The organism is Nocardia sp. 852002-51101_SCH5132738, from assembly GCF_001665695.1.
Lineage (GTDB): Bacteria > Actinomycetota > Actinomycetes > Mycobacteriales > Mycobacteriaceae > Nocardia > Nocardia nova.
The window spans coordinates 1-15,149 of record NZ_LZML01000003.1; the positions used below are offsets into that span (position 1 = coordinate 1).

The 15,149-nt window shown below is 67.0% G+C and carries 12 protein-coding genes and 1 pseudogene; 11 read left to right on the forward strand and 2 right to left on the reverse strand.

Going from position 1 to position 15,149, the window contains the following annotated elements:
• Positions 1–337, reverse strand: a pseudogene (locus A5789_RS00065) (hypothetical protein); the annotation flags it as partial.
• A 219-nt stretch (positions 338–556) separates the two neighbouring features.
• On the opposite strand from A5789_RS00065, the gene A5789_RS00070 reads away from it, so the two are divergent.
• Positions 557–2,188 carry a SpoIID/LytB domain-containing protein gene (locus A5789_RS00070; protein ID WP_064907119.1) on the forward strand — a complete coding sequence of 544 codons (1,632 nt, stop codon included), beginning with the start codon at positions 557–559 and terminating at the stop codon, positions 2,186–2,188.
• Between the two features lie 106 nt (positions 2,189–2,294).
• On the opposite strand, the gene A5789_RS00075 is transcribed toward A5789_RS00070, so the two are convergent.
• Positions 2,295–2,795 carry a MarR family winged helix-turn-helix transcriptional regulator gene (locus A5789_RS00075; protein ID WP_063023851.1) on the reverse strand — a complete coding sequence of 167 codons (501 nt, stop codon included), beginning with the start codon at positions 2,793–2,795 and terminating at the stop codon, positions 2,295–2,297.
• 107 nt (positions 2,796–2,902) lie between these two features.
• On the opposite strand from A5789_RS00075, the gene A5789_RS00080 reads away from it, so the two are divergent.
• From A5789_RS00080 to A5789_RS00125, 10 genes are all read left to right on the forward strand, one after another.
• A complete protein-coding gene (locus tag A5789_RS00080; protein WP_082940362.1) occupies positions 2,903–3,913 on the forward strand; it encodes an EamA family transporter in 1,011 nt (336 codons plus the stop codon).
• Positions 3,914–3,936: 23 nt separating this feature from the next.
• On the forward strand, positions 3,937–4,575 hold the full coding sequence (locus A5789_RS00085) for an NAD(P)-dependent oxidoreductase (RefSeq protein WP_063016857.1): 639 nt from the start codon (positions 3,937–3,939) through the stop codon (positions 4,573–4,575).
• A gap of 179 nt (positions 4,576–4,754) precedes the next feature.
• Positions 4,755–5,357 carry a hypothetical protein gene (locus A5789_RS00090; RefSeq protein ID WP_063016855.1) on the forward strand — a complete coding sequence of 201 codons (603 nt, stop codon included), beginning with the start codon at positions 4,755–4,757 and terminating at the stop codon, positions 5,355–5,357.
• 250 nt (positions 5,358–5,607) lie between these two features.
• A complete protein-coding gene (gene glf, locus A5789_RS00095) occupies positions 5,608–6,810 on the forward strand; it encodes a UDP-galactopyranose mutase (RefSeq protein WP_030516796.1) in 1,203 nt (400 codons plus the stop codon).
• Positions 6,811–6,847: 37 nt separating this feature from the next.
• Positions 6,848–8,803, forward strand: a complete 1,956-nt coding sequence (locus A5789_RS00100; protein WP_063016853.1) for a glycosyltransferase — start codon at positions 6,848–6,850, stop codon at positions 8,801–8,803.
• 62 nt (positions 8,804–8,865) lie between these two features.
• The gene (locus tag A5789_RS00105) at positions 8,866–9,399 is read left to right on the forward strand and encodes a phosphatase PAP2 family protein (RefSeq protein ID WP_030516798.1); all 534 of its coding nucleotides are present in this window, start codon (positions 8,866–8,868) and stop codon (positions 9,397–9,399) included.
• A 1-nt stretch (position 9,400) separates the two neighbouring features.
• Positions 9,401–10,348, forward strand: coding sequence for a decaprenyl-phosphate phosphoribosyltransferase (locus A5789_RS00110; RefSeq protein WP_030516799.1), 948 nt, complete (start codon positions 9,401–9,403; stop codon positions 10,346–10,348).
• Positions 10,349–10,352: 4 nt separating this feature from the next.
• Positions 10,353–12,311: a flagellar motor control protein ZomB gene (gene zomB, locus A5789_RS00115; protein WP_064907112.1), complete on the forward strand. Its 1,959-nt coding sequence runs from the start codon at positions 10,353–10,355 to the stop codon at positions 12,309–12,311.
• A gap of 288 nt (positions 12,312–12,599) precedes the next feature.
• A complete protein-coding gene (locus A5789_RS00120; RefSeq protein WP_255401991.1) occupies positions 12,600–13,604 on the forward strand; it encodes an alpha/beta hydrolase family protein in 1,005 nt (334 codons plus the stop codon).
• 368 nt (positions 13,605–13,972) lie between these two features.
• Positions 13,973–14,983, forward strand: a complete 1,011-nt coding sequence (locus A5789_RS00125; protein WP_064902541.1) for an alpha/beta hydrolase family protein — start codon at positions 13,973–13,975, stop codon at positions 14,981–14,983.
• The last annotated feature ends 166 nt before the right edge of the window (positions 14,984–15,149 follow it).

The following is a 15,149-nucleotide window of genomic DNA, read 5'->3' on the forward strand; positions in this document are numbered from 1 at the left end:
CGACGCGGTGGCCGCGACCGGCACACTCGACTCCTACCATCTGCTCCACGCCGTGCGCGCCCACTTCCTCTCGCAGCGGGAGTTTCCGCAAGTCGGACAGGCGCAGATCGGGCAGGTTCAAGCCGGTGAGTTCGCGCAGCGGCAACACGATGTCGGGAGCGGACGCCAAGGCCACCTCGGCGAGTTGCGCAGGTATCGCGGCAAGATCGCTGTCGCCCGCTGGGCGATAGCCGGGAGAGTCGCGCAGCGTCAGCGTCGCGAGCGGGGCGGCGACCGCGAGAGTCGCGACCACGGGGAGGACGACGGAACGTTTCGGGCGGCGGTACGGCACGAGCATCTCCCATTCAGGTAGAACCGGTGACCGTCAGCGTGGAACAGGGTGTCGCGCGGGGTTGATTCCTGACGGATCGATGGTCACACTAGTCCCAAATGCCACAGATCTAAACCTTTGGTTGAGGATTAGGTCTAGGATAGCTCGAATGTAACTTTCCAGTAGCCGCCCGAGTGCGCGCCGCGACGTCCGATGGGCGCCGTCCGCACACCACAGGAGGGTTCGATGACCCGGACCGAAGCCGCCCGCACCGGCGCCGCGCCGCCGCCGGAACACTCGAACAGCGCACCAGCGGTCGGGGTCGTGGGCGGATTCCGGAGCCGACTCCGGCGTCGGCACGGTGACCTGCTGCGTCGTCGGCGGATTCGGCGCGGCGCGCTGATCGGATTGGTCGTGGTCCCGGTGACCGGCGGGATCGTCGTCGCCTTCGCGGTGCCGATATTCGGTTCGGGCACTCGCAACGCTGCCTATCAGGCGGCCGCGGGCCCCGGGCACGGGCGCGGGATGAGTCAGGTGGGTGCGTTCGACCAGGCCACGGCGGGCGCGACGGCCGACGGCATTCTGGCGCACTATTACCCGGGCGCCCAACTCGGAACGATCGCGCCGACCACGGTCCGGGTGCGGCTCACCGTCTACGACAAGGAAACGCTCGACGTGTACTCCGATTCCGGGCTGACCGTCGCCGGTCGGCGGGTCGTGGCGGGACAGGCCGCGCACCTGACCCCGACGCCGGACGGCGGCGCGAACGTCGTGGTGACCATCGGTTGTGACGGTGATGTGCTGTGGCAGGGCTCCACCGACGACCCCTGGGCCTATCCCGCCGACCCGGGTCCCGATCGGCCCGCGGCCGAACATCTGAAGGTGTGCGACGGCTCGAGTTTCCGTGGGGTTCTGGGTGTTACGCAGGACAACGGGCAGCCGGTGACGGTGAATCAGCTCGACGTCGAGGACTATCTGCTCGGTGTGGTTCCGGCGGAGATGGAGGCCAATTGGGCCGACAAGGGCGGTGCGGAGGCGCTGCGGGCGCAGGCTGTCGCGGCCCGCTCGTACGCCTTGGCCGAACACCGCTACCCCTATGCCCAGACCTGCGACACGACCGACTGTCAGATGTATCCCGGCACCGACAAGGAAGATCCGCGCGCGGCCGACGCGGTCCACTCCACCGCGGGGCAGGTGCTGATGCGTGACGGCCACATTCTGCGCACCGAGTATTCGGCGGCGCCCGGCGGCGGGCAGCCGATCGACATCACTACTCTCGAGGTCGGGCCGACACCCGCGGAACTGGAAGCGGCGCCCGGCGCTCCGGCCGCTCCCGCCCCGGCGGCACCCGAACAAGCGGTGCCCGAACAGGCGGTGCCCGAACAAGCGGTGCGCGGCACTACCGCCATCGATGCGAAGTATGCCGAAAGTGGCGGCGCGGCAGGGCCTTTGGGCGATCCGATGGGTCCGGAGTCGTTGTTGCCGGGCAAGGTCGGAACCTTCCGCTTGTACAAGGGTGGCGTCATCATCGCGACCCCGACCCTCGGTGCCCAGATCGTCGATTACGCCCGCCTGCTGCAGATCGCGCCGCAGGTCAGCCAGAGCGCGGGGGAGGGCGCCGGGGTGCAGGCCGCGGCTCCCGGCGGCACCCGCACCCGGGGGACGGCGGCGACTCCCACCCCGCCACCGGCTCCCAGCGGGCAGGATGCGGCCACCGGACCCGGCCCTGCGGACTCCGTCGGTACTCCGGCTGCCGCGACCGGCACTTCGGCTGCCGCGACCGGCGCTCCGGCCGACTCGTCGGCAGCGGGTATCGCGGCGCCCGACCACACCGCGCCCGTGCCGGAGGCAGCCGCTCCGCAGCAGATTCCGGGTTAGCGGACTGCACCTGGCGTGTCCGATGTGGCGCGGCCGGGTTCGCCGACGCCGCCGGTCTCGCCCGCCATCCGGGACCGGATCGTCGGCGCTGCCGTAGTAGCCCCGCTCAGCCCAGCGAGGTGTCGTCCAGTGATTCGGACAGTCGGCGGAGCAGGCCGGCGAGCTGGTCGAGATCGGTGCGGCTCATGCCGGACAGCAGGCGGATCTCGTTGTCGACGTGCAGCGGCATGAGCTCGTCGATCACTTCGCGTCCGCGGTCGGTGAGCTGAACTCGGATGGTTCGCCGGTCCTTCGCATCGGGAACTCGGCGGACCAGATCCTTGGCGGCCATGCGGTCGATGCGATTGGTGATCGCGCCCGAGGTCACCATGGTGGCCTTGATCAGGTCGCCGGCGGTGAGACCGTCGGGACCGCCGGAGCGGCGCAGCGTGGTCAGTACGTCGAACTCCCAGTATTCGAGGCCGTAACGGGCGAAGAAGTCCTTCATCTCGCGCTCGAGCCGTCGGCCCAAGCGCTTCAGCCGGCCGATGACGTGGGTGGGCCACACGTCGAGTTCCGGGCGGACGCGACCCCAGTCCGCGACGATCCGATCCACGGCGTCGCTCATCGGTCTCCTCTCGTGCGCAATATCTCAACGTTCAGATACTTGACATCAAGACACTCGGCGGTGTCGGATTATCTCAACGTTGAGATTATCAATGAGGAGATACCGAGATGAATCGCACCGCCGCCCGCGGTTCGACTGCCGCGATCCTCGCGATCACCGGTCTGGCCCCGCTGGTGTGGGGCACCACGTACGCCGTCACGTCCGAGTTCCTGCCGCCGGAGCGGCCGATGTTCACCGCGTTGATGCGCGCCCTCCCGGCCGGATTGGTGTTGCTGGGCGCCACCCGGGTGCTGCCGCGCGGCCGCTGGATCGGCCGTGCCGCACTGCTCGGCGTGCTGAATATCGGCGCCTTCTTCCCGTTGCTGTTCCTCGCCGCATACCGGCTGCCCGGCGGTGTGGCGGCCGTATTGGGTTCGGCCGCACCGCTGTTCGCGCTCGGATTCGCGGCGCTGCTGCTGCGGGTGCGGCCGAGCGGTCGCAAACTGCTGGCCGCCGGGATCGGCATGCTGGGGGTGGCATTGGTGGTGCTGCGGGCGAATGCCGCGCTGGACCCGATCGGTGTGCTGGCCGGACTGGCCGGCGCGGCATCGATGGCCGCGGGAACCGTGCTGACCGGTCATTGGGGTCGGCCGGAAGGGGTCGGCCCGCTGGCGTTCACGAGCTGGCAGTTGACCGCGGGCGGAGTGGTCCTGCTGCCGTTGGCGCTGCTCACCGAGGGTGCGCCGCCCGCACTGGACGCCCCGGCGATCGGCGGATACCTCTATCTGGGCGCGCTCGGCACCGCGGCCGCCTACGCCCTCTGGTTTCGCGGTTTGGCTCGGGTGCCGGCCACGTCGGTCGCCTTCCTCGGCCTGCTGAGCCCGCTCTCCGCGGCGGTGATCGGATGGGCCGCGCTCGGCCAGTCGCTGACCCCGTTGCAGGTGCTGGGCATGGTGATCGCGTTGGGCTGCACGGTGCTGGGCCAGGTGGGGGATCGCACGCAGAAGCCGGCCGGACATTCGCTGTCACCGGTAACCATCGATGCGCCCGAACTCGCCGATCCCCGGCAACTTTCGTCGGACGACGCCGATTCGATCGCGCCCGAAGACCCTTCGGCGCACATCTCCCGAGTGCGCTGATTCCTCGGCAGGAGTGAAAGATCATGCATATCACCGTTTTCGGTGCCGCGGGAACCGCCGGCAGCCGGATCGTGCACGAGGCGCTGTCGCGCGGCCACGAGGTCACCGCCGTCGGCCGCAGCGCCGAGCGCCCGAATACGCTGCCCGCAGCGGCGAACTTCCGCGCCGCGGACGCCACCGACCCGGACCGGGTGAAGGATGTCACCGCCGGAAGCGATGTGGTCATCAGTGCGACCAGGCCCCGCGCCGGGCGCGAGTACGAAATGGCGGATGTGGCCGCGGCGCTGCTGGAGGGATTGCGCAACACCGGAATCCGCCTGCTGGTCGTGGGCGGCGCGGGCGATCTGATCGTGCCCGGAACCGGCTCGACCGTCATGCAGATGCCCGACTTTCCGCCGGACTGGCGGCCGATCGCCCTGGCCTGTCACGCGCAACGCGAGGTATTCCGCAGGGCGGCAACCGATGTCGACTGGACCTACCTCAGCCCGCCGGCCCTGCTCGAGCCCGGCGAACGCCGCGGAAGCTACCGGACCGGCCTCGACGAACTGCTCAGCGACAGCACGGGCACCTCGTGCATCTCGATGGAGGACCTCGCCGTCGCACTCCTCGACGAGGCCGAGAATCCGCGCCACGCCCGCACCCGCTTCACGGTCGCCTACTGAATGTGTCGGGCCGAACGAGCCTCGCGGACAAGGATTTATCCCCGCCTTAAGAATCGGCCAACCACCACGGCGACGATAAGGAGACATCCGGTGAGCCGGCTTCCCCGTGATGCGGGTTCACCTCGTACCGACGTCGTTCGCAGGCGGTAGAGTGCCTGCCCGAGAGAAGGGGGAGGCCGATGAGCTATCCGTATGGACCCGGCTACGGGGGTAATGGTTATCCGCCGGCGGGCTATCCGCCGCCCGGGTACCCGCCTGCGGGGTATCCGGCGCCGGGGTATGCGCCCTACGGTTATCAGGAGCCGCGGCCGAGTGGTGGCGCGGCGATCACGGCCGGCGTTTTCGCACTGCTGCTGGCGTTGCTGGCCGGGTTCGGAATCATCGGTTTGCTCAGTGCGGCAAGCAATCTGAATCGTTCGTACGGCTCGTACAGTTCGCACAGCAGTGGTTCGGGCGACATCTTCTATGTCATGGCCGCGGTCGACGGTCTGATCGCGCTGCTGTGGGCCGTCGGCGGAATCATGCTGATGAACCACAAGAATGCCGGGCGCGTGATGCTGGTCGCGCTGTCCTCGCTCGGGCTGCTGGGCGGTCTCGCGGGGATCGTCATGGCATTGGCCAACGGCGTGCCCGCGGCATCGATCGGCGGAATCGTCGGACTGCTGTTCGCGGTGTTGATGCTGAGCCTGACGCTGTCCGGTTCGGCGAAGCGGTGGTGTGGCGTGGGCATGCCCGCCTATCCGCCCGCCGCCTACTACGGCCAGCCTCCCTACCCGTACTGAGACGGTCGGCGGATGGCCGCCGCCGTGGCCGGGGCGCTCGCCCATCCCGGGAGCGGTATGGGTGGCGTGTGGTCTCGATGGGGACGGTGTCCGCGTCAACCCCCGGTGACGCCCTGGTGAACACTTCCCGGCCCCTCGCGGCGAGATTCCGCTACCCCTGCCGGTCCGCGCACGGCCGTGACCACCGTCCCCGCTACCGAGACCTACGGCGTGCAGACGCGGTGACCCGCTACGGCTACGCTGGGCTCCCGTGACCGTCGCAGCTCCCTTCGATCTGATCGTCGTCGGCTCCGGATTCTTCGGGCTGACCGTTGCCGAACGCACCGCCAACCTGCTGGGAAAGCGGGTGCTCGTGGTCGAGCGCCGCTACCACCTGGGCGGTAACGCGTATTCGGAGGCGGATCCGGAAACCGGCATCGAAATCCACAAGTACGGTGCCCACCTCTTCCACACCTCCAATAAGCGGGTATGGGATTACGTCAATCAGTTCACCGAGTTCACCGGTTACCAGCATCGGGTCTTCGCGATGCACAAGGGGCAGGCTTACCAGTTCCCGATGGGACTCGGCCTGATCTCGCAGTTCTTCGGCCGTTATTTCAGTCCCGAGGAGGCGCGGGCGCTGATCGCGGAGCAGTCCGCCGAGATCGAGACCAAAGATGCCGCGAACCTCGAGGAAAAGGCGATTTCGCTGATCGGCCGCCCGCTCTACGAGGCGTTCGTCCGCGATTACACCGCCAAGCAGTGGCAGACCGATCCCAAGGAGCTGCCCGCCGGCAATATCACCCGGCTGCCCGTGCGATACACCTTCGACAATCGCTATTTCAACGACACCTACGAGGGTCTGCCGGTCAACGGTTACACCGCCTGGCTGGAGAAGATGGCCGAATCGGATCTGATCGAGGTGCGCCTGAATACCGATTGGTTCGAGGTGCGCGACGAAATCCGCGCGCAGAATCCGGACGCGCCCGTCGTCTACACCGGCCCGCTGGACCGCTACTTCGACTACAGCGAGGGCGAACTGGGCTGGCGCACCATCGATTTCGAGACCGAAGTGCTCGAGACCGGCGACTTCCAGGGCACCTCGGTGATGAATTACAACGATGCCGATGTCCCGTTCACCCGCATCATCGAGCCGCGCCATTTCCACCCGGAGCGCGACGGCTATCCGGAGGACAAGACCGTCATCATGCGCGAATTCTCGCGATTCGCGCAGACCGGCGACGAGCCGTACTACCCGATCAACACCCCGGAGGACCGCGCGAAACTGCTCGCCTACCGCGAGCGGGCGAAGAACGAAACCGCGACGGCCAAGGTCGTTTTCGGCGGACGTTTGGGCACCTACCAGTATCTCGACATGCATATGGCCATCGGCAGCGCGTTGAGTACCTTCGACAACGTGCTGCGCCCGCATCTGGAATCCGGCGCACCGCTCACGGCCGGCGATCCCCAGTAATGTGCCACCGGCCCGTACCGCGGATGCAGGAAGTGAAATGACCGCACAAGTGACCCTCGAGGATATGAGCACCGAGACCCGCGCGAAATCCCTGCTGCAGCGCATCATTCTGCCTCGCCCCGGCGAGCCGCTGGATGTGCGGACGCTGTATCTGGAGGAATCGGCGACGAACGCTCGCCGCGCGCATGCTCCCACGCGCACCTCGCTGTCGATCGGCGCCGAATCCGAAGTGTCGTTCTGCACCTATTTCAATGCGGTGCCGGCCAGTTACTGGCGACGCTGGACGATTCTGGAATCGGTGGTGCTGCGCCTGGACCTGTCCGGGCACGGCCGGGTGGACGTCTACCGTTCCAAGGCCGACGGTTCCCGGATCCACGTGCGCGGCAACGAATTCGCGACAGCCTCGGCGGGCCGTGAATCGCTCACCGCGCCGGCCGATATCACCACCGTGGAATTCGAGGTCGATCTGGCGCCGTTCGAGGACGGCGGCTGGATCTGGTTCGACATCACCACCGATTCCGCGGTCGAATTGCGCAGCGGCGGGTGGTACGCGCCGGTCGAGGCGCCCGGTGAGGGCAGCATCGCGGTGGGCATGCCGACCTTCAACCGGCCCACCGACTGTGTGAACACTCTCGCGGCCCTCGGTTCCGATCCGCTGGTGCTGGAGAAGATCAAGGCCGTGATCATTCCCGATCAGGGCAATCGCAAGGCCGTGGACGAACCCGGATTCGCCGAGGCCGCCGCGGTTCTCGGCGATCGGCTCGCCATTCACGATCAGCCGAATCTCGGTGGTTCCGGCGGATACAGCCGCGTCATGTACGAGGCGCTGAAAACCACGGACGCGCAATACATCGTCTACATGGACGACGATATCGAGATCGAGCCGGACTGCATTCTGCGCGCGCTGGCCTTCGCCCGTTTCTCGCGCACACCCACGCTGGTGGGCGGCCAGATGCTGAATCTGCAGGAGCGTTCGCATCTGCACACCATGGGCGAGGTGGTCGACCGCGGCATCTGGATGTGGACCGCGGCGCCGAATGTCGAATACGACCACGATTTCTCGAAGTATCCGCTGCGCGACCGCGACAATTCCAAACTGCTGCACCGGCGCATCGATGTCGATTTCAACGGCTGGTGGACCTGCGTCATCCCGCGCGTGGTGGCCGAGCAGATCGGTCAGCCGCTGCCGCTGTTCCTGAAGTGGGACGACGTGGAGTACGGGCTGCGCGCCCGGGCGGCCGGATATCCGACGGTCACGCTGCCGGGTGCGGCGGTCTGGCACATGGCGTGGAGCGACAAGGACGACGCCATCGACTGGCAGGCGTATTTCCACCTGCGCAACCGCCTGGTGGTCGCGGCGCTGCACCTCGGCAACGACGGCCGTCCGATGATCGTCAATACGGTCAAGGCGACGCTGAAACATTTGCTGTGCCTGGAATATTCGACGGTCGCCATTCAGAACCAGGCGATTCGCGATTTCCTCGCCGGACCGGACAAGCTGTTCGAACTGCTGCCCACCGCGCTGGGCCAGGTCGCCGCGATGCGCAAGGAATTCCCGGATGCGGTGATCGTCGGCTCCTCGACGGACCTGCCGCTGCCCAGCGGCGCCGATGTGGGCGCGGTCGGTGAACCGTCGAATCCGCTGGCCAAGATCGTCCGGCTCGGCAAGGGCGTGGCGCACAACCTGCGCAAGGCCAAGACCGAACATCACGATCGCCCGCAGTTGAACGTCCCGACACTGGACGCGCGTTGGTTCCTGCTCTCGCAGGTCGACGGGGTTACCGTGACCACAGCCGACGGGCGTGGCGTGGTCTACCGCAAGCGCGATCCGCGCCAGGCCCGGGAGCTGTTCACCGAGGCGATGCGGTTGCGCCGGGAACTGGCCGCGCGGTTCCCCGAGCTGCGGGAGCGGTACCGTGCCGCACACGCGCGCTTGACCAGCACCGCGGCCTGGGAGAACGCGTTCGGAATCAACACTAGTGAGGACAAATGACCGCCCCAGCCTCCTCCGATCCGGCCGGCGCCCCGCATTTGCAGGTGGTGGCGGACCCCGAGGTGTCCAAGCCCGCGGAGGTCAAGATCCTCAACGCCGTCCAGGGCGCCATCGGCACCCCGCCGGTGATCAAGGCCGCGCGCGGGATGTCGCATTTCGGTGAGCACGCGCTCGGCTGGATGGCCATCGGCGCCGCGGGCGCACTGGTCGACAAGTCCCGCCGGCGTCAGTGGGCCGGAGTCGCGGTGGGCGCCTTCGGGGCGCACGCCGCCTCGGTCGTCATCAAGCGCGTCGTCCGGCGCCCGCGCCCGCACGATCCATCGGTGCAGGTCAACGTGTCGACGCCGAGCAAACTGAGCTTCCCGTCCTCGCACGCCACCTCCACGACGGCGGCGGCCGTGTTGCTCGGAAAGTTGACCGGGCTACCCTTGCCTGCGGTGCTCGTGCCGCCGATGCTGCTCTCCCGGGTCGTTCTGGGAGTGCACTATCCCTCCGACGTGCTCGCCGGATCCGCTCTGGGTGCGGCATCCGCCGCAGCCGTGCTAGCCGCCGAAAAGAGATTCGCCAGTGACCGCACAGGAAAGAACCCTCGCTGATATGAGTGAAGAGCCGACCGGCACCGACCTCGACGAAGCCGTCCTCAAGGGTCCGCCGAAGACGCTGGCCGGCGGAATCGTCAAGGCCGTGCGGCCACGGCAGTGGGTGAAGAACGTCCTCGTGCTGGCGGCGCCACTGGCCGCGGGCAAGGACGCGGCCTCCGGTGCGTACGTGCTGGCGGATGCGACCGTGGTCGCCCATATCGCGATCGCGTTCGTCGTGTTCTGCATGGCGGCCTCGGGTATCTACCTGGTCAACGACGCGCTCGACGTCGAGGCCGACCGCGCGCACCCCACCAAGCGCTTCCGGCCCATCGCGGCCGGCGTGGTGCCGGTGAACCTGGCGTATTCGCTCTCCGCGGTGCTGCTGGTCGGCTCGATCGCGGCGTCGTTCCTGGCGTCCTGGCATCTGGCCGTCGTGATGGCGGTCTACATCGGCATTCAGCTGGCCTACTGCTTCGGCCTGAAACACCAAGCGGTGCTCGACATCTGCATCGTGTCCTCGGGCTTCCTGCTGCGCGCGGTCGCCGGTGGCGCGGCCGCCGATATCCGGCTCTCGCAGTGGTTCCTGCTGATCATGGCCTTCGGTTCGCTGTTCATGGCGGCCGGTAAGCGCTACGCGGAGTTGAAGATCGCGCTCGACACCGGCGCCAAGATCCGCAAGTCGCTGCAGTACTACACACCCACCTACCTGCGCTTCATCTGGACCCTGTCGGCCACCGCGGTGGTGGTCTTCTACGGGCTGTGGGCCTTCGAAACCGATCACAAGCACACCCAGTGGTTCGCGATCTCGATGATTCCGTTTACCATCGCAGTCCTGCGCTACGCGGTCGACGTCGATGGCGGCGAGGCCGGGGAACCCGAAGAGATCGCGCTGGGGGATCGCATATTGCAGCTCCTGGCCATCGCCTGGATCGGAGCGGTAGGTGTCGCTGTCTATCTCACCTGACGAGATGCTGGTAGCGGGAGACGAACATGGGGAGGGGGCAGACGCGGAGTCGTCCGATCGCGCACTACAGCGCGATGGCGATGCCGCGCGCCGCTTTTCGGTGCTCTCCCGCACGGTATTCGTCGGTGGGGTGATCGTCACCGTCGCGTTGTTCGGTATCGGTGCCTGGCAACGGCGCTGGATCGCCGACGACGGCCTGATCGTCCTGCGCACCGTGCGCAATCTGCTGGCCGGGAACGGCCCGGTCTTCAACGCCGGCGAGCGGGTGGAGACCAATACCAGCGCGGCCTGGACGTATGTGATCTGGTTCTTCAGCTGGGTCAGCGACGCCCGGCTCGAATACGTCAGTCTGGCTGTCGCGCTGACCCTTTCGCTGCTGGCCGTCGTCTTCGCCATGGTGGGTTCGGCGCGGTTGTGGCGCCCGGTGACCCGGACCGCGCCGACGCTGCTGCTGCCCGCCGGTGCGCTGGTCTACATCGCCGTGCCGCCGGCTCGCGACTACGCCACCTCCGGCCTGGAGAACTGCCTGGTCATCTTCTGGCTCGGCGTGCTGTGGTGGTTGCTGCTGCGCTGGAGTCAGGACGAGAAGCGCGGCCTGGCAAAACTTCTCGTGGCCGGCTTCTGGGCCGGATTGTGCTGGGTGGTCCGCCCGGAGATGACCGTCATCGGCGGTCTGGCGCTGCTCATGCTCTTTTTCGCACCGGTGCCGCGTATCCGGTTGCGCCCGGTGCTGATTCGCGCGCTGCTGGTGGCGGTCGGCGGCGCGGTGCCGGTCGGCTATCAGATCTGGCGCATGGGCTATTACGGCCTGCCCTATCCGAACACCGCGGTGGCCAAGGAGGCCGGCGGCGCGAAATGGGGCCAGGGCCTGAAATATCTGTGGGATCTGGTCGGCCCGTACTACCTGTGGATTCCGCTGCTGGTCCTCGTCGTGGTGACCGCCGTGCTGCTGCGCGGACGGAGCCGCCGGACTCCCGATGCCAAACCGTCCGGCGAAACCGGACGACGGGTCCGGCTGCAGCGGTGGCTGCGCTCCCCGGCCGCGGTGGTGACGCTGATGGTCGGCGGCGGTCTGCTGCTGGTGCTGTTCAATATGCGCGTCGGCGGCGACTTCATGCACGGCCGCATGCTGCTGCCACAGCTGTTCTGCCTGATGCTGCCGGTTTCGGTGCTGCCGGTGCGGTTGCCGGTCGGCGACCGTTCCGAATGGCTGCGGTGGTCGTTCGCCCTGCCGCTGATCGCCTGGGCCGGGACGGTCGGCTGGGCGCTGTTCGCGGCCAACACCACCGCCGACACCTCGGGCGGGCAGATCAGTGCCTCGGGCATCGTGGACGAGCGGATCTACTACGTCCTCAACAGCGGCCACGACCACCCGGTGCTGGCGGAGGACTATCTGGACTACCCGCGCATGCGGGCCATGCTGCAGGACATCGCCGCCACGCCGGACGGTGGCCTGCTGATCAACTCGCCCTCGTTCATGATGTGGTACGTCGCGCCGCCGCCGCTGCCGATTCCGCCGGGCGGGTACGGGCACACCGTCTACTTCCTCAACCTGGGCATGACCAGCATGAACGTGCCGCTGAGCGTGCGCGTCATCGATCAGGAGGGCCTGGCCTACCCGTTGGCCGCGCATACCGACCGGCTGGCCGACGGACGTATCGGACACGACAAGAACCTGTATCCGGACTGGGTGATCGTCGATACCGGTATGGTCGACCAGCATCCGTGGATGCCGTGGTTCCTCGACGAGAAGTGGGTACGTCAGGCGCGGACCGCGCTGTCGTGCCCGGCGACCCAGGATCTGCTGGCCTCGTATCGAGCCCCGCTGACCTGGGATCGGTTCAAGCACAATGTCATCCAGTCGCTGCATTTCGCGAAGTACCGCATCGACCGGGTGCCCAAATACGAGATCCAGCGTTGCCATCTGGTGGACCCGACGACACCGCCCCCGGTGCCGAACTAGACCGCCGACGACAACGAAGAAGTCGTGTATTAGTCTCGGTTTGATAACGCCGATGTATCGATTTCACGATACGCTCGGTGACGGACGTCCGTCGGGGGCGCATCTCAGCATGCGCACGGGTGATCATTCGCAGAGAAGAACAGCGGTCGGACGGGCCGCGCTACGGGAAAGGCCGGACAGGATATGCGAGGCGTGACTGTGCGATGGGTGCAGCAGAGACGTCGGAGACGGTCGCAGCAGCCGTCGGCGCCTCATCGAGCCGGGTGGCTCAAGCGGTCCGCGGTGGGCGTGGCTTTGGCGACGTTGCTGCCGTTCGGGGTGTCGGTGGCAGAGGCCGGACATGCGGCCGCCGCCTTCAATCCGACGGGTATCGACTTCTGGGTCGATTCGTCGATGGGCCCGATCAAGTCGCGCATCTTCCGTGCGGCCGACGGCAACACCGGACGGGTGGTGTACGCCCTCGACGGTATGCGCGCCCAGGGCGACATCAGCGGCTGGGAGAAGGAAACCAACATCATCCCGGCGTTGGTCAACGCCAACATCAACGTGGTGATGCCGGTCGGCGGTCCGTCGAGCTTCTACGCCGACTGGAACGCGCCGAGCAACTTCTTCGGCATCGACACCGGTTCGGCCGGCTCCTCCGGCTCGGCCTCGACCGGCTCGGCGATGACCGGTTCCTCGAACTACAACGAGACGCTGGGCAAGGTGAACACCTACAAGTGGGAAAGCTTCCTCACCCAGGATCTGCCCAATGCCCTCAGCTCGCGGTTGGGCTTCAGCTCGCACCGCAACGGCGTCTTCGGCCTGTCGATGGGCGGTAGCGCCGCCCTGACCCTGGCCGCGTACCACCCGGACCAGTTCAGCTACGCGGGCTCGTTCTCGGGCTACCTGAACATCTCGGCGCCGGGTATGCGTGAGGCCATGCGCGTGGCGATGCTGAGCGCCGGTGGGTACAACATCGACGCCATGGCGCCGCCGTGGGGCCCGCAGTGGTTGCGGATGGATCCGTTCGTGTTCGCGCCGCGGTTGAAGGCCAACAACACTCGGCTGTGGGTCGCGGCCGGCAGCGGCATTCCGTCGCCGCAGGACGCGGTCGCCCCGCTCGACATCGTCCAGGGGTCGCCGCTGGAGGCGTTGGCGCTGGCCAACACCCGCGCCTTCCAGGCCCGCATGATGACCCTGGGCGCCGGCAACGTGACCTACGACTTCCCGAACGTGGGTGTGCACAACTGGCACAACTGGGAGGACGAGGTCTATCGGATGCTCCCGGATATGTCGGCCAATATCGGCTGATATCAGCACGACTCACAGCCCCGCAGCGGATGTCCGCTGCGGGGCTGTGTCGTATGCGGAGCCGTCCTGACGACCTGTGCCGCAGATCACCTTTCGGACTATTTCCGTGTTGAATCATTCGGTCGCGCTACTCGATCACCGATACTCGATTGGTATCGAAGAACCCTGCAGTACAGCGGCGAGCGCCTTCGCCGAAACGCTTTGTCTGTGTTGTCCGGAACGAGCGGTGGTTCGTGCGGTGTGGGATCGGTTGCGACCGCCGCTTCTGGCGAAAGGCCGTGTCGATGCGAATTGCGCGCAGGAAGCCGTTGCTCGGAGGAAGGCCTGGTCAGGCGCCGCGTTCGCGGCTCAGGCGCTCGGCGCTGGGCATGGCATTGGCACTGTTGCTGCCACTGGGAGTTTCGGTACTCGGCAACGGCGCGACCGCATCGGCGGCATTCGACCCGTCGGGCTTCGACTTCTGGGTCGATTCTCCGGTGATGGGCGCGGTCAAGTCCCGTATTTTCCGGGCCAAGGACGGCAACACCGATCGCGTGGTCTACGCGCTCGACGGTCTGCGGGCACCCCAGACGTTGAACGGCTGGGAGATCGAGACGAATGTCGCGCAGGTACTGACCGACTGGAATATCAACGTGGTCATGCCGGTCGGCGGCCAATCCAGTTTCTACGCCGACTGGAATGCGCCCAGCTCGTTCTTCGGCGTCCCGCCGAGCAATTTCGGTTCGGCCAACACCGGATCCGGTGTGACCGAGGCATTCCTGGGTGGGCCGGGGAAGGACTATCGCTACGACTGGGAGACGTTCCTGACCGGCCAGTTGCGCAATGCCCTGCGTGATCGGCTCGGGTTCCGGGCCAGCCGCAACGGCGCGTTCGGATTGTCGATGGGTGGTAGCGCCGCGCTGACGCTGGCCGCGTATCACCCGGATCAGTTCAGCTTCGCCGGATCGTTCTCGGGCTATCTGAACATTTCCGCCCCCGGTATGCGGGAGGCGATTCGGATGGCGATGATCGACGCGGGCGGTTACAACGTTGATTCGATGGCTCCGCCGTGGGGCCCGCAGTGGTTGCGAATGGACCCGTTCGTATTCGCGCCGCGCCTGATCGCGAACAACACCCGGCTCTGGATCGCCGCCGGCAGCGGTGTGCCGTCGCAGGAGGACCTGGGCCTGCCACTGCCGGCGGCCGCCGACCACATCATGCGCGGTGCGCCGCTGGAGGTGCTGGCATTGGCGAATACCCGGGCCTTCCAGGTGCGGATGGCGACGCTGGGCGCGACCAACGCGGTGTATTCGTTCCCGAATGTCGGTGTGCACGACTGGTTCAACTGGCAAGCCGAGGCATACCGGATGATTCCGGACCTTTCGGCGAATATCGGCTGAACATCCGCGACATCTCGGGCCCCGGCCGAAACCGCCGGGGCCCGAGCCATGTTCGGTGTTTCCTGGTGAAATTCACCGGCGCAGTAGTTGATTCGTCATTTCACGCTGTCATTTCCGGCCGGACGCGATAGGGTCACTGCACGATTACGAATGGCGCACGGGCGGA